This window comes from Oligella urethralis DSM 7531, assembly GCF_000372065.1.
In the GTDB taxonomy this organism is placed as follows: Bacteria; Pseudomonadota; Gammaproteobacteria; order Burkholderiales; family Burkholderiaceae_B; genus Oligella; species Oligella urethralis.
Genome location: NZ_AQVB01000012.1, coordinates 23,105 through 48,851 on the forward strand (window position 1 = coordinate 23,105; position 25,747 = coordinate 48,851).

The 25,747-nt window shown below is 45.7% G+C and carries 24 protein-coding genes and 5 tRNA genes; all 29 read left to right on the top strand.

Going from position 1 to position 25,747, the window contains the following annotated elements; genetic code table 11:
- Positions 1-12 precede the first annotated feature (12 nt).
- The 29 genes from secF to A3GA_RS0107790 all read left to right on the top strand — a co-directional run bounded on the left by secF (position 13) and on the right by A3GA_RS0107790 (position 25,727).
- Positions 13-954, top strand: coding sequence for a protein translocase subunit SecF (gene secF, locus A3GA_RS0107650; protein WP_018026811.1), 942 nt, complete (start codon positions 13-15; stop codon positions 952-954).
- Positions 955-1,115: 161 nt separating this feature from the next.
- Positions 1,116-2,618 carry a tRNA (N6-isopentenyl adenosine(37)-C2)-methylthiotransferase MiaB gene (miaB, locus tag A3GA_RS0107655; protein ID WP_018026812.1) on the top strand — a complete coding sequence of 501 codons (1,503 nt, stop codon included), beginning with the start codon at positions 1,116-1,118 and terminating at the stop codon, positions 2,616-2,618.
- Complete coding sequence (locus A3GA_RS0107660) at positions 2,618-3,697, top strand: PhoH family protein (protein WP_018026813.1); 1,080 nt, start codon at positions 2,618-2,620, stop codon at positions 3,695-3,697. Before miaB ends, A3GA_RS0107660 begins: the two co-directional genes overlap by 1 nt.
- A 20-nt stretch (positions 3,698-3,717) precedes the next feature.
- Positions 3,718-4,233 carry an rRNA maturation RNase YbeY gene (gene ybeY / locus A3GA_RS0107665; RefSeq protein WP_065420989.1) on the top strand — a complete coding sequence of 172 codons (516 nt, stop codon included), beginning with the start codon at positions 3,718-3,720 and terminating at the stop codon, positions 4,231-4,233.
- Positions 4,234-4,306: 73 nt separating this feature from the next.
- The gene (locus A3GA_RS0107670) at positions 4,307-5,221 is read left to right on the top strand and encodes an HlyC/CorC family transporter (protein ID WP_018026815.1); all 915 of its coding nucleotides are present in this window, start codon (positions 4,307-4,309) and stop codon (positions 5,219-5,221) included.
- Positions 5,222-5,231: 10 nt separating this feature from the next.
- A complete protein-coding gene (gene lnt / locus A3GA_RS0107675) occupies positions 5,232-6,893 on the top strand; it encodes an apolipoprotein N-acyltransferase (protein ID WP_018026816.1) in 1,662 nt (553 codons plus the stop codon).
- Positions 6,894-7,027: 134 nt separating this feature from the next.
- Positions 7,028-7,103 (top strand) — tRNA-Ala (locus tag A3GA_RS0107680).
- A 21-nt stretch (positions 7,104-7,124) separates the two neighbouring features.
- Positions 7,125-7,200 (top strand) — tRNA-Glu (locus A3GA_RS0107685).
- 71 nt (positions 7,201-7,271) lie between these two features.
- Positions 7,272-7,348: transfer RNA gene (locus A3GA_RS0107690), tRNA-Asp, on the top strand.
- A gap of 79 nt (positions 7,349-7,427) precedes the next feature.
- Positions 7,428-7,503: transfer RNA gene (locus A3GA_RS0107695), tRNA-Glu, on the top strand.
- A gap of 68 nt (positions 7,504-7,571) precedes the next feature.
- Positions 7,572-7,648 (top strand) — tRNA-Asp (locus tag A3GA_RS0107700).
- Between the two features lie 224 nt (positions 7,649-7,872).
- Positions 7,873-9,450, top strand: coding sequence for an ABC transporter substrate-binding protein (locus A3GA_RS0107705; protein WP_018026817.1), 1,578 nt, complete (start codon positions 7,873-7,875; stop codon positions 9,448-9,450).
- Positions 9,451-9,537: 87 nt separating this feature from the next.
- Positions 9,538-10,521, top strand: a complete 984-nt coding sequence (locus A3GA_RS0107710) for an ABC transporter permease (protein WP_026156880.1) — start codon at positions 9,538-9,540, stop codon at positions 10,519-10,521.
- Complete coding sequence (locus A3GA_RS0107715) at positions 10,521-11,435, top strand: ABC transporter permease (protein ID WP_026156881.1); 915 nt, start codon at positions 10,521-10,523, stop codon at positions 11,433-11,435. The genes A3GA_RS0107710 and A3GA_RS0107715 overlap by 1 nt, the downstream gene beginning before the upstream one ends.
- Positions 11,436-11,446: 11 nt before the next feature.
- Complete coding sequence (locus tag A3GA_RS0107720) at positions 11,447-12,418, top strand: ABC transporter ATP-binding protein (RefSeq protein WP_018026820.1); 972 nt, start codon at positions 11,447-11,449, stop codon at positions 12,416-12,418.
- On the top strand, positions 12,415-13,407 hold the full coding sequence (locus A3GA_RS0107725) for an ABC transporter ATP-binding protein (protein WP_018026821.1): 993 nt from the start codon (positions 12,415-12,417) through the stop codon (positions 13,405-13,407). The genes A3GA_RS0107720 and A3GA_RS0107725 overlap by 4 nt, the downstream gene beginning before the upstream one ends.
- An 11-nt stretch (positions 13,408-13,418) precedes the next feature.
- Positions 13,419-14,366 (top strand): LysR substrate-binding domain-containing protein, encoded by a 948-nt coding sequence (locus A3GA_RS0107730; protein ID WP_081606599.1) that lies wholly within the window; start codon positions 13,419-13,421, stop codon positions 14,364-14,366.
- A gap of 286 nt (positions 14,367-14,652) precedes the next feature.
- The gene (locus A3GA_RS0107735; RefSeq protein ID WP_018026823.1) at positions 14,653-16,140 is read left to right on the top strand and encodes a 2-hydroxymuconic semialdehyde dehydrogenase; all 1,488 of its coding nucleotides are present in this window, start codon (positions 14,653-14,655) and stop codon (positions 16,138-16,140) included.
- A gap of 14 nt (positions 16,141-16,154) precedes the next feature.
- Positions 16,155-16,946 carry a 2-keto-4-pentenoate hydratase gene (locus tag A3GA_RS0107740; protein ID WP_018026824.1) on the top strand — a complete coding sequence of 264 codons (792 nt, stop codon included), beginning with the start codon at positions 16,155-16,157 and terminating at the stop codon, positions 16,944-16,946.
- Between the two features lie 8 nt (positions 16,947-16,954).
- A complete protein-coding gene (locus A3GA_RS0107745) occupies positions 16,955-17,893 on the top strand; it encodes an acetaldehyde dehydrogenase (acetylating) (RefSeq protein WP_018026825.1) in 939 nt (312 codons plus the stop codon).
- 12 nt (positions 17,894-17,905) lie between these two features.
- A complete protein-coding gene (gene dmpG / locus A3GA_RS0107750; RefSeq protein ID WP_018026826.1) occupies positions 17,906-18,937 on the top strand; it encodes a 4-hydroxy-2-oxovalerate aldolase in 1,032 nt (343 codons plus the stop codon).
- A complete protein-coding gene (locus A3GA_RS0107755; protein WP_018026827.1) occupies positions 18,937-19,698 on the top strand; it encodes a 2-keto-4-pentenoate hydratase in 762 nt (253 codons plus the stop codon). Before dmpG ends, A3GA_RS0107755 begins: the two co-directional genes overlap by 1 nt.
- Positions 19,698-20,111, top strand: a complete 414-nt coding sequence (locus A3GA_RS0107760; RefSeq protein WP_018026828.1) for a RidA family protein — start codon at positions 19,698-19,700, stop codon at positions 20,109-20,111. Before A3GA_RS0107755 ends, A3GA_RS0107760 begins: the two co-directional genes overlap by 1 nt.
- Before the next feature lie 33 nt (positions 20,112-20,144).
- The gene (locus A3GA_RS0107765; protein ID WP_018026829.1) at positions 20,145-20,723 is read left to right on the top strand and encodes a 3-hydroxyanthranilate 3,4-dioxygenase; all 579 of its coding nucleotides are present in this window, start codon (positions 20,145-20,147) and stop codon (positions 20,721-20,723) included.
- A 19-nt stretch (positions 20,724-20,742) separates the two neighbouring features.
- Positions 20,743-21,744: an amidohydrolase family protein gene (locus tag A3GA_RS0107770; RefSeq protein WP_026156882.1), complete on the top strand. Its 1,002-nt coding sequence runs from the start codon at positions 20,743-20,745 to the stop codon at positions 21,742-21,744.
- Positions 21,745-21,765: 21 nt separating this feature from the next.
- Positions 21,766-22,749, top strand: coding sequence for a TRAP transporter substrate-binding protein (locus A3GA_RS0107775; RefSeq protein WP_018026831.1), 984 nt, complete (start codon positions 21,766-21,768; stop codon positions 22,747-22,749).
- Between the two features lie 22 nt (positions 22,750-22,771).
- Positions 22,772-23,338: a TRAP transporter small permease gene (locus A3GA_RS11490; protein ID WP_018026832.1), complete on the top strand. Its 567-nt coding sequence runs from the start codon at positions 22,772-22,774 to the stop codon at positions 23,336-23,338.
- Positions 23,335-24,594 carry a TRAP transporter large permease gene (locus tag A3GA_RS0107785; RefSeq protein WP_018026833.1) on the top strand — a complete coding sequence of 420 codons (1,260 nt, stop codon included), beginning with the start codon at positions 23,335-23,337 and terminating at the stop codon, positions 24,592-24,594. The genes A3GA_RS11490 and A3GA_RS0107785 overlap by 4 nt, the downstream gene beginning before the upstream one ends.
- Before the next feature lie 182 nt (positions 24,595-24,776).
- On the top strand, positions 24,777-25,727 hold the full coding sequence (locus A3GA_RS0107790) for a glutathione S-transferase family protein (RefSeq protein WP_018026834.1): 951 nt from the start codon (positions 24,777-24,779) through the stop codon (positions 25,725-25,727).
- The last annotated feature ends 20 nt before the right edge of the window (positions 25,728-25,747 follow it).

Here is a 25,747-nt window from a genome sequence, read left to right on the forward strand (position 1 = left end):
GATGTATTAATTATGGAATTATTTCGTATCCGTCGAACCATCCCATTCATGAACTATTCTTTGGTTCTGAATTTGATCAGTTTGGTGATGTTCTTATTAGCCATCTTTTTTATTGCAACGCGTGGCTTTAATCTCTCCATTGAGTTTACCGGCGGTACCATTATGGAGGTAGCTTATGAGCAACCAGCTAATTTAGAAGAGGTTCGCTCTAAAATTGCTAGCTTAAATTATCGTGATTATCAGGTGCAAAACTTCGGTACCTCACGCGATGTGATGATCCGCTTACCCGTGGTTGAAGGCATTAGTAGCGCCGAGCAAAGCCAAGCCATCATGAATGTACTGCAACAATCGGATAATCCAGTGGAAATGCGTCGGGTTGAATTTGTCGGGCCACAAATCGGTGATGAGCTGTATATTAATGGTTTAAAGGCGTTTTTCTTTGTGGTGCTAGGTATTATGATTTATCTGGCTTTCCGCTTTGAATGGAAATTTGCCGTGGCCGGTATTTTTGCCAACCTGCATGACGTGGTGATCATTCTCGGTTTCTTTGCCTTTTTCCAATGGGAGTTCTCGCTACCTGTCTTAGCTGGGGTGCTCGCCGTATTGGGTTATTCGGTCAACGAATCGGTCGTGATTATGGACCGTATCCGTGAAAACTTCCGCAAGCAGCGCAAGGCTAGTGTACGCGAGGTGATTAACAGCTCAATTACCCAGACCATTTCGCGTACCGTGATTACGCACGGTTCAACTCAAATGATGGTGTTAGCCATGTTGTTTTTCGGTGGCCCCAGCCTCCACTACTTTGCCTTAGCACTTACCATCGGTATTTGGTTCGGTATTTATTCCTCAATGATTGTAGCCTCCTCTATCGCCATGTGGTTAGGTGTAAAACGAGAGGATATGATCAAGGCACCTAAAGCTGATGAAAACACCACAGAATGGGTTGAGGGTTAATTAAAAGCCAACAAAAATGCCTTGAATTCATGTATTTAGACTAAATTTTTAGTAAAATTACTCGATCGTTAATCAAACTCACTAGTAGCGATGCTAGTGAGTTTTTATATTTACAGTTTTTATCTTTACCCCCGGGATGTAAACCCGTTACGGTGATTATCATGCAAGAAATTACGCTTAAACGCAGCGCCACCGATGCGCCCAACCACAGTCCAAAAACCCTAGAAGAAGCAGCTCAAGCCGCCAAAGCCGCACTTGCCGCTGAACCTTTGCCCAGCGATGCCGCCTTAGATAAAATCGCTAAATTAAGTCAGGGTGAGCGCCCTAAAAAGCTCTATATCAAAACCTTTGGCTGTCAGATGAATGAGTACGACTCTGACAAGATGGTTGATGTACTGCATGCAAAGCAAGGCATGGAGTTAACGCAAAACCCCGAAGAAGCAGATGTGATTTTATTTAACACCTGCTCGATTCGTGAAAAGGCCCAAGAAAAGGTATTTTCCGATTTAGGTCGGGCGCGTCTACTCAAAGAAAAAAATCCTGATTTACTGATTGGCGTCGGTGGCTGTGTTGCCAGCCAAGAGGGTGCCACCATCATTCGTCGCGCACCTTATGTGGATGTAGTATTCGGTCCGCAGACCTTACACCGCCTACCCGATTTAATCGATATGCGTAAAAGCACCGGTAAATCACAGGTAGATATCAGCTTCCCAGAAATTGAAAAGTTCGATGCCCTACCACCGGCTAGGGTAGATGGTCCCTCTGCTTTTGTCTCCATTATGGAGGGTTGTAGTAAGTATTGTAGTTATTGCGTGGTGCCCTATACCCGTGGTGAGGAAATTTCTCGCCCCTTTGAAGATATTTTAGTAGAGATCGCCGACTTAGCCGACCAAGGTGTGAAAGAGGTCAATCTCTTAGGGCAAAATGTGAACGCCTATCGCGGCCCACTAGGTGACGGCGGTGAATTAGCCGATTTTGCCATGCTGTTAGAGTATGTGCACGAAATCCCAGGTATTGAGCGTATTCGCTACACCACCTCTCACCCTAAGGAAATGACCACGCGCTTAATTGAGGCACATGCTAAGCTGCCTAAATTGGTGCCCTTTTTACACCTACCGATTCAGACTGGTTCCGACCGTGTGTTAGCGGCGATGAAGCGTGGCTACACCACCTTGGAGTTTAAATCCGTGGCACGTCGTTTATACAAAGCACGTCCTGGCCTAACGCTCTCCTCTGACTTTATTGTTGGCTTCCCGGGTGAGACGGATGAGGACTTCGAAAACACCATGAAATTAATCGAAGAGTTAAATTTCGATACCTCCTTCTCCTTTATTTATTCACGTCGTCCCGGTACCCCAGCGGCCGATCTGCCCGACGATACACCGTACGAGGTGAAGTTACGTCGTTTGCAACGTCTGCAAGCGCAGATTAATAAGCAAGCCAAAGCGATTAGCGAGGCGATGTTAGGTACGGTACAAAAGGTCTTGGTCGACGGTCGCTCACGGCGTGACAAAACAGAACTCACTGGTCGCACTGAAAACAATCGCATTGTGAATTTTGTCGGTTCCGACCGCTTGATGGGTCAACTCGTTGATATTCGTATTACTGAGGTCTATACCAATTCCCTTCGAGGTGAGGTGGTGACCACGGAGACTGTAGCTTAATGAGCAACAAGCGTAAACTACCCCAAGTCATTCATTTGGAAGGTGATAATACACAACTCGCTAATTTATGCGGTCCTTTGGATGAAAATCTTGAGCAGATTGCCCAAGCTTGGGGTGTACAAATCGGCCGTAATGGTGCCAGAATCACGGTAGATGGTGAACATGCCGAAGAAACCATCCAAGCGTTACTGCTTTTTCATCGCCGAGCCCGCCATCAGGCCTTAAGCATTGATGATATTCAATTAGGTATCGTGGAGCTCAAAGCACAGCAAGAGGAGCGCCTGCAAAAAAGTAGCCGCCCGGTGACACCGACTAAAACGTCATCGTCAACAGCGGCCGAGCAATTAGCCTCGTATCGCACCATGGCGGCCCAAGCAAATGAAGACGACGGAGAAGTAACGACTAGCCCGCAGCACTTTAATTTACGAGTGCGGCGCAGCGACCTACGCCCCCGTACCCCTAGACAGCAACAATACCTGGAACAAATTCTCAACCATGATGTGACCTTTGGGGTAGGACCAGCCGGTACCGGTAAAACATGGTTAGCGGTAGCTTGTGCCATTGACGCCCTTGAGCGAGATAATGTTCAGCGTATTATTCTGACACGTCCCGCAGTTGAGGCTGGTGAACGCTTGGGCTTTTTACCCGGTGACTTAGCTCAAAAAGTCGATCCCTACTTACGTCCACTGTATGATGCGCTCTACGACTTGCTTGGCTATGACAAAGTCCAAAAATACTTTGAAAAGCAAATGATCGAAATTGCGCCCTTAGCCTATATGCGCGGTCGCACCCTGAATCATGCCTTTGTGATATTGGATGAAGCTCAAAACACCACGACTGAGCAAATGAAGATGTTTTTAACCCGTCTCGGTTTCGGTAGTAAAGCGGTGATTACAGGGGATCCCTCACAGGTCGATTTAGCAAAAGGTCAATTTAGTGGCCTAACCCATGCACTCAATGTGTTAAACGAGGTGGATAGCATTAAGCGTACCTTTTTCACTAGCAAAGATGTGGTTAGACATCCCTTGGTTGCGCGTATTATTGAGGCCTATGAAAAGGCTGAAAACGCTGGGCATTAATGCATTAATGATTAATGACGATGACAAATCAGACCGCAAACCATCAACCAAGCTTTGCAGAAAAGCAACTGAGTTTTAACCTACAAAACGCTAGCGCTAGCTTTGTCCTGCAGGATGACTTAAGCGCAGAAGCCCTAGAGCAAGTGGTGTTAAGTACGATCCAAACCGTGCAGTCGCTATACCACAGTGAGTTTGAGCAAGCTGAAATTAACTTACGCATTGTCGATCTGGAGGAAGCACGGCAATTAAATCATCAGTATCGCCACAAAGACTACGCAACCAATGTCTTAACCTTTGAATATGGCGTGGATAGCGCGCATACCTTGAGCGCTGATATTGTGATTTGCGCTGCGGTAGTGGCACAGGAAGCGCTGGCACAGGGCAAAAGCCTAAGCCATCACTTTACGCACTTGTTGGTACACGGTACCCTGCATGCGCTGGGCTTTGACCATTTAGAAGAAACTGAGGCTGAGGAGATGGAGGGTTTAGAAATCGAGATTCTCGCTGGCTTTGCGATTAAAAATCCTTATTTATAGTCTTTACTCTGATATTTCATATAAAGTGGGTAAAATATAGACTATTCTCAACTTTTCAACAACGACGTCAGAGATGTCAACAGAATCTTTACCACCCTCGCCTACCGATGATGACAATAGGTCATCCTCCCTTAAGGGGATACTTAAGCGTATCTCACCTTTAAGACGCTTTTCTAATTATCTAGGCAAAGCCGAACCTGAAGATCGTCAGGATTTACGTGAAGTACTTCAAACAGCGCATGCGCGCGATATTTTGGACGATGAGTCGTACAGCATTATTGCAGGTACCATGTCATTTGCCGATAAGACCTGCGATGATATTCAGATCTCACGTTCCAAGATGGACCTGATCAATATCGACTGGTCTATCCAAGAGATCATCGACTTTGTGATTGATACGGCGCATTCCCGCTTCCCGGTGTATGAGGGTGAGCGGGATAATATCATCGGGCTTTTATTAGCCAAAGATTTACTACGCATTATTATTCAACCAGAGCTTGATATTAAGCAGCTGCTGCGACCAGCGCATTTTGTGCCCGAGTCTAAGCGTTTAAATCAGCTACTCAAGGAGTTTAAAGAGACCCGTAGTCATTTGGCCCTCGTCATTGATGAGTACGGCAGTATCACTGGTTTAGTCACGATGGAGGATATTTTAGAGGAGATTGTCGGCGATATTGAGGATGAGTATGATGAAGAAAGCGAGCAGACGATTTTCCCAGAATCAGATGTCGCCTGGCGCATTATGGCGCTCACGCCCATTGAGGATTTTAATGAAATCGTTGGTGCTCATATCCCCGAAGATGAACATGACACCATTGGTGGTTGGTTAGCTTCCGAGCTTGACCATATTCCCAAACGCGGCGACAGCTTTACTTTCGAGGACTTAAGATTTTACGTCTTGCGTGCCGATGAAAAGCGTGCCCAATGGATTCATGTGCGTCGCAGTCCGGTCGCTGTGGAAGCAGCAAAAGACGACGGCGATAAATAGTAGCCAATCAATGACGCAAATGATTCACTGCTTCGTTGCTGTCGCCTTAGGTCTGATTCATTCCCTAAGTTTTTATCAAGGCGCCATCCCCGCCTGGCTACACGCACCCATACAGATGCTGAGTTTTGGCGCCTTATTTTATTTGGTGCTAAGCGCTAACTCACGCAGCAAAGCATTTATCACTGCCTATTTATTTGGCATCAGCAGTTTTTGCTCTAGCCTCTACTGGCTCTATATCAGTATGCATGTGTACGGCTATATGCCGTCACTACTTGCTGCTTTAGCCGTGTTGCTGTTCAGCTTGTACCTAGCACTGTACTACGGCTTAGCGGCACTCACTAGCAGCTGGCTAATGGTCTTATTTAGACAAGATAATTACACAGCAGAGGATAGTAATGCTGGCGCAAGTACCGGTAGACTCGCTTCTCAAGCATATAGTTACTGGTTAACGCCTTTAATCTGGGCGGCGGCCATTACCCTCGCTGAGCTAGCTCGAGGCTATATTTTTACTGGTTTCCCCTGGAATGCTATCGCTTATAGCTATGTCGATACGGTATATAGCGCATGGGCGCCGATAGGCGGGATGTACAGCATCGTCTTTGTCGTGAGTCTTAGTAGTGCCTTATTAATACAAATTATCTACTACCGTTCCTACACGCTTAAGCTGCGTTCTGCAGTACAGTTTATCGCCCTTTTTTTAATAAGCTGGGGGCTTAGCATGATTCAATGGTGGCAGCCTCATGGCGATGCCATCTCGGTACGTTTAATTCAAAGCAATACCCCCATGGATCAAAAATTCGATCCACAGCGCGGTTTAGAGCACTTATATGAGCAGTTCTTATTAGCTCAATTACCTGCTTCCGATCCCGCCAGACCACCAGCAGTAACTATTTTTCCTGAAACCAGCATCCCTGTGTTTCAACATCAGCTTGACAGTCAGATCTGGGCCGATATTATCGGTATGAGTAGCAAAAGTAATAGCACCTTTTTAATCGGCACCCCACTTTATCTGCCCGACGGGGGTGATAAGTTTCGCGTCACTAATAGCGTGATTGCGGTGGATTCTTTCACCGAGCTTCATGAAATTTTCAGCGGTCAGGGATTGAGCATCTACAATAAACGCCATTTAGTACCCTTTGGTGAGTATGTACCTTTTGGTTTTAAATGGTTTGTTAATTTAATGCAAATTCCACTGGGTGATTTTGATGCCGGCCTAGAAAATCAGCCATTAATGGCGATTGAGGACCAATATTTTTCACCGAATATTTGCTATGAGGATTTATTTGGTGAAGAGCTATTAAATCAATTATTTGCCCATGCCGATTCCGCACAGGGCGCCACGATTTTATTTAATATCAGTAATCTCGCCTGGTTCGGTAATACCATCGCCCTAGGTCAACACTTACAGATATCGCGTATGCGCGCTCTGGAAACGGCTCGACCGATGATTCGTGCCACCAATACAGGTTCGACTGCAGCGATTGATGCTGATGGCAAGGTACATGCCATTCTCCCAACAGCACAGGCGGGCTTTCTTGATGTTTATGTGCAAGGTACACAAGGGCTAAGCTACTACGCTTATGTGGGTAATTTGCCCATCTTAATTGTGTCTTTGTTGATCCTAGGGTTGAGCTGGTTTCGTCGGCCGGGTCCGGTTGAGGCGAGCAATTAAGCACAATGCTAGTCGTAAAAAACACACAACCATAAAAAATTAATCACAAGCCATTGAAAAAGACTTGACACAAAGCAACTTATCTCCTATGATTATATTCTTTATGCAGCAGTCAGTGTGATTGCACTCTATTAGGGGGTATAGCTCAGCTGGGAGAGCGCTTGCATGGCATGCAAGAGGTCAGCGGTTCGATCCCGCTTACCTCCACCAAATAGGCATAAATTTTGTCCGGTCCCCATCGTCTAGAGGCCTAGGACATCGCCCTTTCACGGCGGCAACCGGGGTTCGAATCCCCGTGGGGACGCCAAGCTTTTAAGCTTTATTTTGACTGATTAGAGTTTAAAAGCTTGGCAATTGTTAAAGCATTTATGCCACTGCGGAGTGGTAGTTCAGTTGGTTAGAATACCGGCCTGTCACGCCGGGGGTCGCGGGTTCGAGTCCCGTCCACTCCGCCAGAGTTTTCAGCGATTGATTTCGAGCAGTTTTTCTTGCTTAAATTTGAATTCATCGCTATACTTAATTTTTTAAGTCCTTGTCCCCATCGTCTAGAGGCCTAGGACATCGCCCTTTCACGGCGGCAACCGGGGTTCGAATCCCCGTGGGGACGCCAAGCTTTTAGATTTTATTTGATTAGAGTTTAAAAGCTTGGCAATCGACTTAAAATTTGATCGCTTATGCGGAGTGGTAGTTCAGTTGGTTAGAATACCGGCCTGTCACGCCGGGGGTCGCGGGTTCGAGTCCCGTCCACTCCGCCAAAGATATCCAGAAGCCCTTGTCACTTGACAAGGGCTTTTTGTTTGTTAAACGCTAGCGCTTCTTTATCACCATCAACTTCGACTATTGCATCACGATTTGCATATAAGCAAACGATCTCTTTTTTTACTATTAAACTATCAATTTCTTATGGTATAACTACCAATACTAGGCAAAGTAAAAAAAAGCTACATTGCTATATTAAATTTTTCTTGGAGGATAATTCATGCATAAGAAATTATTAGTGGCAGCGCTATCCGCTGCCCTATTTGTTCCTTTAGCAGCGCAATCCAAAACATTGCGTTGGGCCAGTCAGGGAGATATTCTTACCCTCGACCCCCATGCTCAAAATGAAGGCTTAAATATTGCCGCTAGTAGTTATGTCTATGAGACCCTAGTAGCTTATGACAAGGACTTCCAGATCACGCCAACCTTGGCCACTGAGTGGGAGACACCGTCAGATACACTTTGGCGTTTTAAGCTGCGTGAGGGCGTCAAGTTTCACGACGGTAGTGATTTTACAGCCGAGGATGCTGCCTTCTCCATCAAGCGAGCCATGGCACCCACCTCCAACTTTAAAGCCTATGTTAACGGCATCAAAGATGCCCGTGCCACTGACTCACATACCTTAGAAATTGAGTTGGACGGCCCTAACCCAGTGCTTTTACGTCAATTAACTAATGTCTTTATTATGAGTAAAGCGTGGGCTGAGGCCAACAACACCACCTCACCACAAGACTTCACTAAAAAGGAGGAAACCTACTCAGCGCGTAATGCCATGGGTACCGGTCCTTATAAACTTAGCTCGCGTGAAGTAGATATCCGCACCGAGTTTAGCGAAAATGAAAACTGGTGGAACAAAGACAATAAAGTGGGCAACGTGACCCATATTGTTTATACACCAATTGCTCAAAATGCCACCCGTACAGCGGCGCTTCTATCCGGTGAAATTGATTTTGTGCTCGATCCCCCAGCGCAGGATTTAGAGCGTATTAAGCGTCAAGCTAAAGTGGTCGAGGGCAATGAATATCGTACGATCTATATCGGCCTTGATCAAAAAAGTGATGAGTTAAAATACAGTACGCTTAAAGGCAAAAATCCCTTTGCCGATGTACGTGTGCGCGAAGCGCTTTATTTAGCGATTGATGCTGAAGCGATTAAAAAGTCGGTGATGCGTGGTTCTTCTGCCCCTACCGGCACCATGGTTGCACCACAGGTTAATGGTTGGAGCGAGGATTTAGCCAAGCGCCCTAAACCTGATTTAGAAAAAGCCAAGGCCTTAATCGCCGAGGCTGGTTATCAAGCAAATGAAATCAACTTTACCCTAGATTGTCCTAATAATCGCTACATTAACGATGAGGCGATTTGTCAGGCGATTGTGGCGATGTGGGCTCGTATTGGCGTGAAGGCCAATTTGAACTCCATGCCACGTGCGACCTACTTCCCTAAAGTACAGTCTTACGATACCAGTGCTTATTTATTCGGTTGGGGTGTACCTACCTTTGATGCGCTGTATACCCTACAAAGCTTATTCCATAGCAAGGGTGAGGGTGCTGACGGTTCCTTTAACTTCGGCAATTATGAAAATGCCGAGGTGGATAAGTTGATTGACCTTATCAAGGTTGAAACCGATGAAGCCAAGCGTAATGACGCCATTCATCAAGTGTTAAAAATTCATGCCGAGGAATTTGGTCATCTACCAATTCATGACCAAGTTATCCCTTGGGCCATGGCTAAAAATGTCGACGTTATTCACCGCGCTGATAACCGTTTAACCGCTGAATGGGTAGTTATTAACGACTAATCCAGTCAACTCACTGTCAACCCATTGTGCAAGCCTTAAAGCCTTAGCTGCGTGCTAGCTTTAGGGCTTGCCCACACGCTACAACTTATGCTTGTCTTTCTTATACGACGCCTCTTTCAGGCAGTGCTAGTAATGTTAGTGGTCACATTACTGGCCTTTGTGCTTTTCCGTTATGTAGGTGACCCGGTCACCATTATGCTAGGCCAAGACGCCACTGAGCTCGACCGCCAAGCCCTACGACAAAGTCTGGGATTAGATCAATCCTCCATCATACAATTTTGGAACTTTTTATCAAATGCCGCACAAGGTGAATTTGGCTTGTCCCTACGTCAAGGCCAAAGCGTTGCTGAATTAATTAAAGACCGCCTACCGGCAACGGTTGAACTCTCTGTGATTGCTGCGATCCTAGCCCTTTTTATCGGTTTACCTTTAGGCGTTTATACCGCATTAAAACGTAATTCCTGGCTGTCTCAAGCCATTTTGTCTTTTTCCCTCTTAGGCATTTCCTTACCGACTTTTTTGATCGGTATTTTATTAATTTTGGTTTTTTCTGTGCACCTAGGTTGGCTACCAAGCTATGGTCGTGGCGAGGTATTAAAGCTAGGCTGGTGGAGCACCGGCTTATTTAATTGGGATGGTATTAAGCATTTAATACTACCCTCAATTACCCTCTGCTTATTTCAGCTCACCTTAATTTTGCGTTTGGTGCGCTCTGAAATGCTCGAAGTATTGCGTAGCGACTATATTAAATTTGCCCGTGCCAGAGGCCTAACACAACGAGCGATTCATTTCGGGCATGCCTTAAAAAATACCATGGTCCCCGTGATTACCATTACCGGCTTACAACTAGGTGGGATCATTGCCTTTGCCATTGTCACAGAAACCGTGTTTCAATGGCCTGGTATGGGGCTACTCTTTATGCAAGCAGTGCAATTTGCCGATGTCCCGGTGATGGCTGCTTATTTATGTTTGATCGCATTGGTCTTTGTGGTGATCAATCTCATTGTTGATTTACTTTACTTTGTGGTTGATCCGCGCCTACGCGTTAACCTCAACCGCGCAGGAGCATAATCATGAGTGCCCTAAAACGATTTTGGGATAGCGACTTAGCTTGGTCTTGGCGTCATACCCCTACCGCTATTTTCGGTGCGCTTGTCACTTTCGTGTTGTTTGTAGGTGCCTTTGGTGCCCCGTGGTTAGCGCCACACAACCCCTTTGACTTAGCTGCCATTGATTTATTTGATGCCCTCCTACCACCGGCTTGGGAAGCCGACGGCAAATTGACGTATCTACTGGGCACTGACAGTCAAGGACGTGATTTATTTTCTTCTCTACTGTACGGCACCCGTATTTCCCTCTTGATTGGCTTTGCCTCGGTTATCCTGGCGATGGTTATCGGGATTTTGCTGGGGCTAATTGCCGGTTATGCCGGTGGTCGCGTGGAGTCCTTTATTATGCGCGTGGCCGATGTACAGCTATCATTTCCGGCCATTTTAATTGCCCTCTTAATTGATGGTGTAGCTCGCAGCGTGGTGCCACAGCATATGCTAGAGACGATTTCCTTTCCGGTATTGATCGGAGCCATTGCCCTTGCTGGTTGGCCGCAATATGCACGTACCGTACGTGGTTCCACCATTGTGGAAAAAAACAAAGAGTATGTGCAGGCAGCTAAGGTCATTGGCGTATCCCGACCGCGCATTATGTTGACCCATGTCCTACCGAATGTACTCGGACCGGTCTTAGTCTTAGCCACAGTGCACTTAGCGACAGCCATTATTACTGAAGCAACCCTATCTTTCTTAGGGGTTGGTGTGCCACCAACTTCGCCCTCCTTGGGTACTTTAATTCGTATCGGTAATGACTTTCTTTTCTCCGGCGAATGGTGGATCACGATTTTCCCAGGGCTGATGCTGGTGCTTTTAGTTTTATCAGTTAACTTATTAGGTGATTGGTTGCGTGATGCGCTCAATCCAAAACTAAACTAGGTCTAACCACAATGAGCGCATTATTAGAAGTAAAAAACTTAGAAGTAGAATTTCCTACGCGACGCGGCACCTTACGTGCTTTGGACGATGTGTCATTTACCATTAATCGCGGCGAGGTCTTGGGCGTGGTAGGTGAATCGGGTGCAGGTAAATCCCTCACTGGCGCCTCCATCATCGGTTTATTAGATCCGCCAGGGCGTGTCAGTGGTGGCGAAATCTATCTTGATGGCCGTCGCATTGATCATCTGCCCCTGAAGGAGATGCGCAAGATCCGCGGTCGCGAGATCGGTGCCATTTTCCAAGATCCGCTAACCTCACTCAACCCTTTGTATACTGTGGGTCAGCAGCTGACGCAAACCATTCAAACGCATTTGGCCTTGACTCATAAGCAAGCCCAAGAGCGTGCCATTGAACTTTTGGAGTCCACCGGCATTCCAGCGGCGCGTGAACGTATTAATCACTACCCCCATCAATTCTCTGGCGGTATGCGACAACGCGTGGTCATTGCTTTAGCCTTGGCCGCTGATCCAAAATTAATTATTGCCGATGAACCTACCACGGCTTTAGATGTGTCCATTCAGGCGCAAATTATTGATTTACTCAAAAAGCTCTGTAAGGAAAATGGCACAGCGGTGATGCTTATCACCCATGATATGGGTGTGATTGCTGAAACTGCAGACCGTGTTGCGGTGATGTATGCGGGCCGTATTATCGAGATCGGTCCGGTGCAGGATGTGATCCAACATGCTTTACACCCATACACCCATGGCTTAATGCGCTCCATTCCTACGTTGGATCCGACGATTCATGAATTGGAGCAAATACCCGGTAGCATGCCGCGCTTAAACGCCATCCCGCGTGGCTGCGCATTTAATCCACGTTGTCGCGACGTCTTTGATAAGTGTTTAGCAGAGCGTCCCGATTTAATACCACTGCAAGGACGTGAAGTCGCCTGTTGGTTACATGAGGAGGCCAAGGCATGAGTACAGCGCCATTAGTTGAAGTTAAACATATTGCCCGTTATTTTGATGTCTCGCCCCCTTTGCTTGAGCGTCTAATTTACCGTCGGCCTAAGGTCTTTTTACGGGCCGTGGATGATGTTAGCTTTAGCCTCAATCGAGGCGAAACCCTCGCCTTAGTGGGGGAGTCAGGCTGTGGTAAATCCACGGTAGCCCGTCTACTGACTGGACTCTATGGTCTAAGCAAAGGCAGCATTAAATTTGATGGTCAAGAGCTGTCCACCATGAATGAGCAGCAAATCAAAACAATGCGTCGCCGGCTACAAATGATTTTCCAAGATCCTTATGCCAGTCTTAATCCGCGCTGGCGTGTCGGCCGCATTATTGCCGAGCCTTTACGCACCCATAGTCATTTATCTAAGGCAGAGCAAGAACAGCGAGCCGCAGAGCTGTTGGAGCAGGTTGGGCTAAGTGCCTCTGATATTAATCGCTATCCACATCAGTTCTCTGGCGGTCAACGACAGCGTATTTCCATTGCTCGTGCCTTAGCCTTAAGACCGGAATTTATTGTCTGTGATGAGCCCACCTCCGCCTTGGATGTGTCCGTGCAAGCGCAGGTATTGAATCTGATGAAGAAGCTACAACAGGACTTGGGGCTGAGTTATTTATTTATCTCACATAATCTAGCCGTAATTCACCATATGGCTGACCGTGTGGGCGTGATGTACTTGGGCAGAATTGTAGAAATTGCGCCGCGCGATGATTTATTTGCCAACCCACGCCATCCCTACACCAAAATGCTCTTAGGCGCTATTCCTGATATGACAGGTACGGGTAAACGACGGGTACAGGTCGCCGGTGAGGTACCTAATCCCTTAAACCCGCCCACAGGCTGTACCTTTCATCCGCGCTGCCCCTTAGCTAATGCGCGTTGCAAAGAGGAAGTTCCACGTTTAAGCCAGTTTCAAGGAATAGAAATTGCCTGTCATGCGGTTGAGGAAGGCAGAGAGTAGCAAAAAATCTTATGCGATATTCAGTAACAGCACTTGCTAAGCGTTTGAGGATTATCCATCTACAAATTCTGACGGAAGTCTATCAACAAGGCTCATTACTCGGCGCATCACGAGTTTTACACATGAGCCAACCGGCGATTAGTAAAGTTATTCGTGATTTAGAGGATTACTTTGAGCAGCCTCTATTTATCCGTACTCCGCAAGGTGTCACCCCTACAGACTTTACGCTGTTACTGCTTTCGCACGCCCAAGCATTACAAGGCAACTTAAAGCACCTGACGGATGACTTAAACACATGGCAATCCGGCCTTTCCGGACGCGTGACGATAGGCAATATGCTGACTGCCTCAGCCAGCTTTGTGCCGCGTGCAGTCATGCGTTTAAAGCAGTTGGCACCCCGGGTTGATGTGGAAATCAGGGTTGGCACAAATGACAGCCTGTTTCCGGAATTACTCGCCGGAAACTTAGACTTGATGCTGGGCATTTTACCGACCACACCTAACCCTCAACTGTCAAAAACAATCCTATATCAGGAGACGCTTAGTATTGTCGCCGGTAGACAAAACCCGCTGGCCGCCGATATTAATCAACAGAACTGGATGCAGGATGAATCCATTATCTGGGTGATTCCACCACTTAATACAGCAGTAGGCCAAAGAGTAAGAGAGTTTTTTAACAGCATCGACAGAGAACTGCCCAAACAAAAGATAGAATCCCTGTCTATCCTGACGAATCTAACTATCTTACTTGAGTCGTCCGCCATTTTAGTGGCGCCCTCTTCCGTCGTTGAGCGTTTTATTCGTTTAGGTTTAATGGTCGAGCTCTACCAAGAAAATTTCTCTTTAGGCAATATCGGCTATTCACTACCTAAAGACAGACCCATCACACCCACCACGCAACGCTTAATCGAGCTGCTGCAAACCTCCATTGACAGTAAAAACGATGAGCTGATGAGTTAATTTGCAAATTTCAAAGTCGGCACATCACCCATCTCTACTCAACAGCCCCTATAGCAAAACCTTTTAAGTAAAGCGCTTTTTAGGCATCTCCAAAAAAACGCAAAAATTAGCGTTATCCCCTATAAAACAATCACTTAATCTATCAACAGGTATTTCATAATGGTTATCACCGATATAACCATTTGATATACAAAAGCGCTTTTTTTTGATTATAGCTTTGATAGCAATATTCATATAATCAATTTTAATACCTTAATTTTTCCAAGCCTCGCAAAGGAGGATTATCTTGAATCGCTTAACTTTACCTGAATCTTTAAAAATTACTAAAAACTATAGTAATGGTAGCTTCATCACGACAGATAAACGCTTCGATAATATCAGTCCGGTGGACGGTGAAAAATTATCTGAAGTTTGTGAAGCCGATAGAGCATTGGTTGACGCCACTGTAAAGGCAGCTAAAGAGGCTTTAAATGGTCCTTGGGGCAAGACCACCGTTGAAGAACGCGCTGATTATTTATTCAAAGTAGCAAATATCATAGAAAGACGTTACGACGAATTTATTGCTGCCGAGGTTTTAGATACCGGACGTCCTGTTCACCAGGCAAAAGCTTTGGATGTGTATCGTGGTATGCATAATCTACGCACTTTTGCGGAAATATTTAAACACGAATACACAACGACAGAGTGCTACGAGTCCAATCTGCCGGATGGTTCACGCTTACTTAATATCACCAGACGTAATCCTTTAGGTGTTGTTGTCAGTATCTCCCCATGGAATCTGCCCTTACTGTCCGCCACATGGAAAGCTGCGCCGATTCTTATGGCAGGCAACACGGTCATTTGTAAACCGTCCGAGGAAAGCCCTTCCTCTGCCACCTTATTGGCTGAGTGTTTTGATGAGGCCGGCGTGCCACCCGGTGTATTTAATGTTTTACATGGTTTTGGTAAAGACTCTGCCGGTGCTTTCCTCACAGAAAACCCCGCGATTGATGCCATCACCTTTACCGGCGAATCGGGTACCGGTTCAACCATTATGAGAACGGCGGCAGCGGGTGTTAAACCGGTGTCCTTTGAACTAGGTGGCAAAAACGCAGCGATTGTTTTTGAAGATGCCGATTTTGATGCGGCTGTAGACGGTATTATCCGCTCCAGTTTTACCAACTCCGGACAGGTTTGTCTATGTTCCGAAAGAGTGTTTGTGCAGCGTTCAATCTTCGATAAATTTGTGCAGGCAATCACTGAAAAAACCGAGCAACTCAAAGTCGGTTGGCCTGAAGACGATCAAGTTTATATGGGCCCGCTGGTTTCTAAAGGTCACCGTGAAAAAGTACTGTCCTATATGAAACTTGCTGTTGAAGAGGGAGCAACTGTACATACCGGCGGCATTGTACCTGAGTTCGGCGATGGCCGAGACCGTGGCGCTTATGTTAGACCAACCATCTGGACCGGCTTAAGTGATGATGCACGCTGCATGCAAGAGGAAATTTTCGGACCGGTCACCCATCTTTCACCTTTTGACACCGAAGAGGAAGTCATTGCTCGTGCCAATAATACGAATTATGGCTTAGCCGGTGTAATTTGGACCACCAATCTTTCCCGTGCACATCGTGTCGCTCCGCAAATCAACGCCGGTATTGTCTGGGTCAACCACTGGTTTGCCCGCGACTTAAGAACGCCTTTCGGAGGCAATAAACTCTCCGGAGTCGGTCGTGAAGGCGGTCGCCATTCGATGGAGTTCTACAGCAACCTAAGCAATATCAGTATCCGCATTTAGAAATAAGGTTAATTATGACTACAGTATTAGAACTTGCTGATCAGTTAGTAACAGCAGAAAAAAGCAAACAAGCCATTTCTCCAATCGCTGAGCAAATCAAAGCCATCGCCGGCAATGATGATGCCTTAAAGATTGCTTATGAGATTCAACAGCTGAATCTACAACGTCGCCTTGACGCAGGTGCTCGCATCGTCGGTAAAAAGATTGGTTTAACCTCTTTAGCCGTGCAGCAGCAGCTCGGTGTAGACCAACCGGATTATGGTTCTATTTTCGCTGAAAGCGCCTATGGTACACACGAAGTCGTGGACGGTTCTCAATGGATTCAACCTAAGGCCGAAGCAGAGATCGCCTTTGTACTTTCCAAAGACTTAGACAAAGAGCATCACACCTTTGCCGACCTTATTTCATCGATTGACTATGCTTTAGCTGCTATTGAAATCGTTGACAGTCGAATTGCCGACTGGAAAATTTCCCTACTGGATACCGTAGCCGACAATGCCTCCTACGCTGCTTTCGTTTTAGGTGGTCGACCTGTACCACTACGTAAGTTAGATCTAAGTCGCTGCGGCATGTATATGGAACGTCAAGGCTTGGAAGTCTCTGTAGGCGCCGGTGTGAATTGTCTCGGCAACCCCCTAAATGCCGCCGTATGGTTAGCCAACCGTATGGTTGCTATGGGCACACCGCTCAAAGCCGGTGATATTTTACTTAGCGGTGCTTTAGGTCCTATGGTCAATCTGGGTCGTCAAGAATCTTTAACAGCCCACATCGAAGGCTTAGGCTCAGTCACATTAATTATTGAATAGAGAATATTATGTCTAATCAAAAAATTGCCGTTGCCATTATCGGCTCAGGAAACATCGGTTCCGATCTGATGTACAAAATCCTTCGTCAATCCAAACATCAAGAAGTCGTTGCGATGGTCGGTATTGATCCTGCTTCTGAAGGCTTAAGTCGTGCCAAGTCACGTGGTATTGAAGCCATTGATAGCGGTATCGACGGCTTGGTGAATTCTGCGCAGTTTAAAAATATCAAAATCGCTTACGACGCGACCAGTGCCGGCGCTCATCACAAACACAATGAGATCCTACAAGCACATGGTGTGCGTGTTGTGGATCTGACTCCCGCCGCTATCGGCCCTTATCTGATTCCTCCGGTAAATAGTGATGCGCATATCGGCGCTCCCAATATCAATATGGTGACTTGCGGCGGTCAAGCAACCATTCCGATGGTACATGCGGTATCACGTGTTACACCGGTTAACTATGCCGAGATTGTGGCTTCTATTTCCAGTAAATCCGCCGGTCCGGGTACTCGTGCCAATATTGATGAATTTACCGAAACCACTTCCAAAGCAATTGTAGAGGTAGGCGGTGCTGAAAACGGTAAGGCCATTATTATTTTAAATCCGGCCGAACCGCCTTTAGTAATGCGCGACACAGTCTACTGTTGTGTTGCAGCAGATGCCGATGAAGAAGCGATCACGGCCTCTATTCTGGAAATGGAAAAATCAGTGCAGCAATACGTACCGGGTTACTCACTTAAACAAGCACCTCAATTCGACAATATTAAATTGAATCGTGCGGACGTTATTCCGGGTAACACTGCCACTGAAATTAAAAAAGTATCAATCTTCCTGGAAGTGATCGGCGCCGGATTTTACTTACCTGAATACGCCGGTAACTTAGACATTATGACCAGCGCAGCGATGAGTGTCGGTGACCGCATCGCCAGTCATCTATTAGCAAAGTAATCGGAGAAAAACATGAGTTTTGATAAACAGAAAAAAATCTATATCTCTGATGTAACCCTCAGAGACGGCATGCATGCAATTCGTCACCAGTACAGTATTGAGCAGGCCAAAGCCATTGCTCAAGCCTTAGATATCGCGGGCGTTGACAGCATTGAAGTAGCTCACGGTGACGGCTTAAAGGGTTCAAGCTTTAACTACGGCTTTGGTGCCCACACCGATCTTGAATGGATTGAAGCGGTGGCCGGCGTGGTAAAAAATGCCAAAATCGCTACCCTGCTTTTACCCGGTATCGGTACGATTCATGACTTAAAAGCGGCCTTTGATGCCGGTGCCACCGTGGTGCGCGTAGCAACTCACTCGACCGAAGCCGATATTTCCAAACAGCATATTGAATATGCCCGTCACTTAGGTATGGATACCGTTGGCTTTCTTATGATGAGCCATATGAATACACCTGAAAAACTGGCCCTGGAAGCTAAGAAAATGGAAGACTATGGTGCCGAAACCGTTTATGTGGTGGATTCCGGCGGTGCCATGAATATGTACGATATTGCCGATCGTGTTAAAGCCTTTAGAGATGTTTTAAAACCGGAAACTCAGATTGGTATCCATGCACATCATAACTTAGGCTTAGGCGTTGCCAACAGCATTGTCGCTGTTGAGCATGGTTGTGACCGTGTTGACGCCAGTTTAACCGGTATGGGTGCCGGTGCCGGCAATGCACCGTTAGAGGTCTTTATCGCTGCCGTCGACCGTATGGGATTAAACCACGGTTGTGATGTTAGAGCCTTAATTGACGCAGCTGAAGATTTAGTACGTCCGCTACAGGAACGTCCGGTCAGAGTGGATCGTGAAACCTTGGCACTGGGTTATGCCGGTGTTTATTCCAGCTTTTTACGTCACAGTGAAGCAGCGGCAGAACGTTATGGTTTATCTGCTTTCGATATCTTGGTTGAATTGGGTCGTCGCGGCATGGTCGGCGGTCAGGAAGACATGATTGTAGATGTTTGCTTGGATATGTTGAAGAAAAAGGAAGAAGCCTAATGGATCACCAAACTATTGCTAAAAAATTAGCTGATGCTGCCGCTCAGGCTCAAGCGGTTGAACAGTTTCCGGCGAATGCGTTTAATTTAAAAGAAGCCTACGACATTCAACGCTTGGTCATTGCTGAGCGTGTTAAAAACGGACACCCTATCTGCGGCATCAAAATGGGCTTTACCAGCCGCGCCAAAATGGATCAAATGGGTGTTCATGATTTGATTTGGGGTCTTTTAACCACAGATATGTTAATTGAAGACGGCAGTGAAATTGATCTGGATAAATTCGTTCACCCTCGGGTTGAGCCCGAAGTATGTTTTTTAATTAAAAAAGACATTGATCGCCATTTAACTGCCTTGGAACTGGTTGATTATATTGAGGCTGTTGCACCGGCCCTTGAAATCATCGACTCCAGATTTCAGAACTTTAAATTTGATTTAAATAATGTGGTTGCCGACAACTGCTCATCGTCCAGCTTTGTGGTCGGCAACTGGTCACGTGACTTCAATGCAATTAATAACGCCTATGTCGGCTTAAGCATTAACGGTCGTGTCAGACAAGGTGGCTCCACAGCAGGTATTTTAGGCAATCCGTTACGCTCAGTCGTTCAATGCTCACGCTTATTGGCGGAGCGTGAAGAAGTGTTGCCGGCCGGTAGCTTTTTAATGGCGGGCGCTGCGACACCGGCTGAAGCGCTAAGTAAGGGTGACTTTGTTGAAATCGATATTAACGGACTCGGCAAAGCCTGTTTTCATGTTGGAGCTTAATGATGAGTAACGGTTTAATTAAAGAGTTTGCTAAGCCTCGTGGCAGTTTCCCTCATTACAAACGTGCCGGTGATTTTATTTTCGTTTCCGGTACCAGCTCACGTCGTCCCGACAATAGCTTCGAAGGCGTGGAAGTTGATGAGATGGGGGTAACTAATCTCAATATCCGTGCCCAAACCCGTGCTGTGATTAATAACATTCAGAACATTTTAAAAAAAGCCGGTGCCGATTTAAGCGATCTGACTGAAATCAGCGTGTTTTTAGTAAATATGAATGATTTTGGGGGCTTCAATGAGGTCTGGGCCGAGTATTTCGACTATGAAGGACCAACCCGGACAACCGTTGCAGTACACCAACTGCCACACCCTCACCTCTTAATCGAAATGAAAGCCATTGCTTATAAACCTGTATAAAAAAGCGCTTTCAATATTTCAAGGAGACAGAATATGAACTTTAATAAATTCGGTGCCCCGTTAAATTTTCAACGTTGGTTAGATGACAATGAACATCTACTAAAACCGCCGGTTGGCAACCAACAAATTTGGCAAGACGCCAACTATATGGTGACGGTGGTTGGCGGCCCAAATGAAAGAACAGACTTTCACGATGATCCGGTAGAAGAGTTTTTCTATCAATTCAAAGGGGAGGCTTATCTACTGATTTGGGATAGAGGTAAATATGAAAAAGTCACTCTTAAAGAAGGTGATATATGGTTAATGTCGCCACATGTGATTCACAGCCCTCAACGACCTAATCCCGGCAGTCTCTGCCTAGTCATTGAGCATAAGCGTCCGGCTGAGCAACATGATGCTTTACAGTGGAGTTGCGCAAAATGCGGCACATTGATTAAACGCTATGAGATGGCTTTAACTAGTATTGTTAAAGACTTACCGCCGGTTTATGAGCAGTTTTACGCAACTGACGATGAGGTACGCACATGCCCTAATTGCGGCACCGTGCACCCGGGTAAAGACTATGTGGTCTGGCACCAAATGCTGCATCAGCACCACCCACATTTGAAATAAAACTTATTTACACCACGACATGAAAATAGATATTCACTCTCATTTTTTTCCTCTAATCAGTCAGGAAACTGCAGAATCCATTGATGCAGAACGTACGGCTTGGTTAAGAGTAGACGACAACGATCCGAGCAAAGGCATGATTATGCTTAACGGCAAGGAGTTCAGACCGGTATATAACGCACTCTGGGATCCCGACGCTCGTATCAAAGAGTTAGATCAGGAAGGTATTGATACTCAGATTGTATGTATCACACCGGTGCTTTTCGGCTACAGCTGGGACGAGCATCGTGCCCATGATTGGTGCCAAAAAATGAACGAGGAAGCGGTTAAGTTTTGCCAACAGCATCCGTCACGTCTCAAAGCATTTTCTCAAGTGCCTTTACAGAATCTGCAAATGGCTTGTGAAGAGGCAAGCCGTGCAAAACAGCTGGGTTGTGTCGGTGTACAAATCGGTAACCACGTTGGTAATAAAGATTTAGATCATCCGGATTTAGTTGATTTCCTAATCCATTGTGCTGAAGAAGATATACCTGTCTTTATTCACCCATGGGACATGATGGGCGGTCCTGACCGTATGCAGCAATGGATGTTGCCTTGGCTGGTTGCAATGCCTGCGGAAACTCAATTAAGCATGCTGAGTTTAATCCTTTCGGGTGCCTTAGAGCGAATTCCAGAAAAAGCCAAAATTTGTTTTGCCCATGGTGGCGGTAGCTTTGCCTACACCCTTGGTCGCGTCGACAATGCTTGGAAACACCGTGATATCGTTCGCAAAGACTGCCCTCGCCCACCCTCAGAGTATGCCAGTCGTCTTTATACCGACGCTGCGGTATTTAACCAAGATGCCTTAGCCTTACTTTGTAAAGTCATGGGTGAAGACAACATTATGATGGGCTCGGATTATCCATTCCCTCTCGGAGAGCAACCGATTGGCAGCTTAATTGAGCAAAGTCCCTATCTTAATGAACAACAAAAACAGAAAATGCTTCATAAAAACGCACTAAGCTTTTTCAACTTAAACTAATTTCCCTTGGAGGAAGACATCATGAAAATTAAAAAACTAATCACTGCATTAGCCATTACTATCGGCTCATTAAGCCTTGCGCAAGCGGCTCAAGCTAAAAACTTCCGCTTAGGTTTAATCACCCCTGCCAGCCATATTTGGGCTCAATCGGCCGAACGCTTTGGTGAGGATTTATCCAAAGCTTCAAATGGTGAGCATAGTGTCAGTATTTTCCCGGCCGGTCAGCTCGGCAATGAAGCCTCCATGCTGCAGCAACTACAAACAGGTGCTTTAGATATGGCCTTTATTACTGCCGCTGAGCTATCCAACCGACATCAGGAAATGGGCATTTTATTTGCTCCGTTCTTAGTGCAAAATGTCGATCAAGTCCCTGAGTTGCTCGCTTCCGAACCGGCTCAAAAACTGCTTGATAATTTAGTACAAAAAACCGGTGTGGTTGGTATCGGCTACGGTACAGGTGGTTTAAGACAGATTTCCAGCGTTAATCCGGTCGAGAACATTAATGATTTACGTGGTAAAAAATTACGCATTACCCCTCAAGCACCGTTACAGGACTTTTATCGAGCAATCGGTGCAGCGCCGGTTTCTCTACCTTTATCTGCTGTTTATGATGCCATGAGCAATAAACAGGCTGACGGTACCGATATGGATTTGGAAATTATTGTCGGACTTAAACTTTATGATATCGCTGAGACCACCGTACTTTCCAACCATATGATTTGGCCGGTTGTAGGGGTAGTCTCGGCACGCGTTTGGAACACACTCAGTGATGAAGACAAGAAAAACATTCAAGAGCTAATGAGCAAACGTCTTCAAGAAACCGGCGCTCTTTATAGTGCAAAAGAACGTGAATGGACTGATGCACTTAAGGCCACCGGCAAACCGGTGAAAGAGGTAGGCCCTGAGTTCTTTGAAAAAGTGACTGCTCAGTGGGAGGAAAAATGGTCAAAACAAAGCCCATTGTTAAAAGACCTACGAGCTGTTTCTGAGCAAATCAAACAATAAGATACACCTGAGGAGAGCATCTATGAAATTCCTTAAATGCCTCTCCTCAATCTTAGCTAAAGCTGAGTTGAGGATAGCCGGAATTCTAGTTGCCATCGTCACTGCCCTCATTGTGATCAATGTATTCACTCGCGCGGCAAACATGGCAATTTTTTGGATTGACGAAGCCGCTATTTTTTTCATGGTGTGGGCAGTCTTTTTAGGTACTGCCGTACTTATGCAAAAGCGCCAGGCAATAGCTGTCACCATCGTCAAGGATTTCACCTCTGACAAGGTTAAGCGATACTTTGAGGTCGCTTATGACTGGAGTATTTTAATTTTCTCATTGTTTTTACTGTATTTTTGTTGGATTTGGTATAGACCCGATGTACTGATTGAGACAGGCTTTAACTTGCAAGAATTCAGTATGCAAACAATGAATTTTATTTATCAAGACACTACAAACACCTTAGGAATTCCTAAATACCTAGTGTGGTTAATTATCCCCTACTTTGGTTTTTCTTGTTTTATACATTCCTTAGCCAATATTTTAACCACACCTTGCGGCAATTACGCAAAACGTGAAGCTCAAAAGGAGCCTAGATCATGATCTTTTTAATTTTTGCTGTACTAATGGCATTAGCCGTACCAATCGGCTTAGTACTGGCTTTTACAGCTATTTACTATATCTGGAGCTCCGATAACGCAGTACTGTTTGAGTCCTTCGGCTCGCAGCTGTTTAACTCCATAGATAACTACGGTTTATTGGCAATACCGCTCTTTATTTTTGTCGGTGAACTAATGAATGAGGGTGGTCTCACCAAGCGCTTAATCCAATTTGCCCGGGTATTTTTTGGCGGTGTGCGTGGAGGACTGGCATATATTAATCTCTTAGCTAATATGATGATGGCTGCAATTTTAGGCTCTGCCGTTGCTCAAATTGCCATCATGGCTCAAGCCATTGTCCCGGAAATGGAGAAAGACGGTTATAACAAAACCTTTGCTACTTCTTTGACAGCGGTGAGCGGAATTTTAGGAGCGATTATCCCACCTTCAATGATGTTTGTGATCTTCGGGGTACTGGCCCAAGTCTCAATCGGTGATATGTTTATTTCCGGTATTATTCCGGGTACTTTATTGGGTACCGGGTTATTACTCGCTATTTTCTTCTTGGGCTTAAAAAATCCATACCCTAAGGGACAATGGTTAAATAAAGAAGAAGCGCTTAAAGCGATTGTTCGCGCCTTACCGGCCTTAGCTATTCCGGTGGTTATTATTTTAGGCATTTTATTGGGCTTTACGACACCGACTGAATCTGCCGGTATTGCCTGCCTGATTGCTCTATTGGTAGGGATTTTTGTTTATAAAGAACTGCGCCTATCTTCGCTGACCAAGCTATTGGAACGAACTGTTATCAGCACGGCAATGGTAGTTTTTTTAGTGGCTGCGGCCGGAGTTTTCGGGTGGACAATTACTTTTGAACAGATCCCTGACAAGGTTGCACAATGGATTACCGGCACAACCACTAATCCAATTGTATTTTTATTCCTAGTCACCCTTTTACTCATGGCTTTAGGGACGGTTTTAGACGGTATCGCCGCATTAATTCTGGTCGTACCTATTTTGCTGCCGATTGCTACCCAAAACTACGGTATCGACACCTATCATTTCGGTGTTATTGTTTGTATCGTTTTGGTGCTTGGACTCTTAACGCCCCCTGTAGGAACGGGTCTATTTGTAGCATCCTCACTGACCGGCATAAAACCGGGTAAGCTTTTCGGGGCCATGATGCCGTTTTTAATCACCGTTTCAATTATTGTGTGTTTATTAGTCATTTTCCCGGTACTAACAGTCGGTTTGCTGTAAACGCTTAATAATTGACATATCTCCGTATAAACGTATGAGCCGCTCTACAAGAAGCTCATACGTTTTTATTTTAAAGCTATTATTTCATTTACTGAAACAAACTATTCGATAAATACCCCTCCTCAGCATCAACAATATTTGCTATAACTAAGCTATCGCATAATATTTTTCAAGGAACAATCATGGGTATTTTAGTTAACGGCACTTGGCAAGTCGATGATCTGATCAAAAATAAAGAAGACGGTAAGTTTGTACGTCCAGATTCTTTCTTTAGAGATTGGATTACGGCTGATGGCAGCCCGGGCCCTGATGGTCAAAAGGCCTATCCTGCCGAAAAAGGGCGTTATCATCTCTATGTCAGCTTGGCCTGTCCTTGGGCTCATCGCACCTTGATTGTTCGAGCGCTTAAAGGTTTAGAGGATATGATTAGCCTATCAGTGGTGCATTGGCATATGGGGGATCAAAGCTGGGGTTTCCAAGAGGGAGAAGGTGTTATTCCCGATCCGGTCATAAATGCCGAATATCTACATCAGATCTACAGTTTGGCTAAACCCGATATGACAGGTAAAGTCACCGTACCTGTGCTATTTGATAAAAAAGAAAAGAAAATCGTCAATAACGAATCCTCTGAAATTATCCGCATATTTAATGAAGCCTTTGATGAGTTGGGCGCTTTACCCGGTGATTTTTATCCGACCCCACTGCGCGGCGAAATCGATGAGATTAATGAACGCGTCTATCACACTCTTAATAACGGTGTATATAAATGCGGTTTTGCAACGACTCAAACTGCCTATGAAGAGGCTTTTGTGCCTTTATTTGAGACCTTGGATTTTTTAAATGAAGAACTGGAAGCGCAGGAATTTTTAATCGGTAATCAATTAACCGAAGCAGATATTCGACTCTTTACTACACTTATCCGCTTTGATTCGGTCTACTTCGGTCACTTTAAGTGTAATAAAAAGCGCATCCAAGACTACCCGAATCTGCATCGATTTGTGGAGCACATGATGCTTAACCCAAAAATTGCCAATACTGTCAATATGCACCATATCAAGCATCACTACTATGGCAGCCATAAACAACTGAATCCCAGCGGTGTGGTACCACTGGGGCCGGAACTGATTTACTAGTGACTTTTAAACGGCAGAGC

Coding starts and splice junctions, on each gene's coding strand:
- lnt (WP_018026816.1), top strand. CDS start 5,232: ATGACGCAAATGATTCACTGCTTCGTTGCTGTCGCCTTAGGTCTGATT.
- A3GA_RS0107785 (WP_018026833.1), top strand. CDS start 23,335: ATGATCTTTTTAATTTTTGCTGTACTAATGGCATTAGCCGTACCAATC.
- miaB (WP_018026812.1), top strand. CDS start 1,116: ATGCAAGAAATTACGCTTAAACGCAGCGCCACCGATGCGCCCAACCAC.
- A3GA_RS0107730 (WP_081606599.1), top strand. CDS start 13,419: ATGCGATATTCAGTAACAGCACTTGCTAAGCGTTTGAGGATTATCCAT.
- ybeY (WP_065420989.1), top strand. CDS start 3,718: ATGACAAATCAGACCGCAAACCATCAACCAAGCTTTGCAGAAAAGCAA.
- A3GA_RS0107760 (WP_018026828.1), top strand. CDS start 19,698: ATGATGAGTAACGGTTTAATTAAAGAGTTTGCTAAGCCTCGTGGCAGT.
- A3GA_RS0107740 (WP_018026824.1), top strand. CDS start 16,155: ATGACTACAGTATTAGAACTTGCTGATCAGTTAGTAACAGCAGAAAAA.
- secF (WP_018026811.1), top strand. CDS start 13: ATGGAATTATTTCGTATCCGTCGAACCATCCCATTCATGAACTATTCT.
- A3GA_RS0107710 (WP_026156880.1), top strand. CDS start 9,538: ATGCTTGTCTTTCTTATACGACGCCTCTTTCAGGCAGTGCTAGTAATG.
- A3GA_RS0107765 (WP_018026829.1), top strand. CDS start 20,145: ATGAACTTTAATAAATTCGGTGCCCCGTTAAATTTTCAACGTTGGTTA.
- A3GA_RS0107720 (WP_018026820.1), top strand. CDS start 11,447: ATGAGCGCATTATTAGAAGTAAAAAACTTAGAAGTAGAATTTCCTACG.
- A3GA_RS0107790 (WP_018026834.1), top strand. CDS start 24,777: ATGGGTATTTTAGTTAACGGCACTTGGCAAGTCGATGATCTGATCAAA.
- dmpG (WP_018026826.1), top strand. CDS start 17,906: ATGAGTTTTGATAAACAGAAAAAAATCTATATCTCTGATGTAACCCTC.
- A3GA_RS11490 (WP_018026832.1), top strand. CDS start 22,772: ATGAAATTCCTTAAATGCCTCTCCTCAATCTTAGCTAAAGCTGAGTTG.
- A3GA_RS0107745 (WP_018026825.1), top strand. CDS start 16,955: ATGTCTAATCAAAAAATTGCCGTTGCCATTATCGGCTCAGGAAACATC.
- A3GA_RS0107660 (WP_018026813.1), top strand. CDS start 2,618: ATGAGCAACAAGCGTAAACTACCCCAAGTCATTCATTTGGAAGGTGAT.
- A3GA_RS0107705 (WP_018026817.1), top strand. CDS start 7,873: ATGCATAAGAAATTATTAGTGGCAGCGCTATCCGCTGCCCTATTTGTT.
- A3GA_RS0107770 (WP_026156882.1), top strand. CDS start 20,743: ATGAAAATAGATATTCACTCTCATTTTTTTCCTCTAATCAGTCAGGAA.
- A3GA_RS0107670 (WP_018026815.1), top strand. CDS start 4,307: ATGTCAACAGAATCTTTACCACCCTCGCCTACCGATGATGACAATAGG.
- A3GA_RS0107755 (WP_018026827.1), top strand. CDS start 18,937: ATGGATCACCAAACTATTGCTAAAAAATTAGCTGATGCTGCCGCTCAG.
- A3GA_RS0107775 (WP_018026831.1), top strand. CDS start 21,766: ATGAAAATTAAAAAACTAATCACTGCATTAGCCATTACTATCGGCTCA.
- A3GA_RS0107725 (WP_018026821.1), top strand. CDS start 12,415: ATGAGTACAGCGCCATTAGTTGAAGTTAAACATATTGCCCGTTATTTT.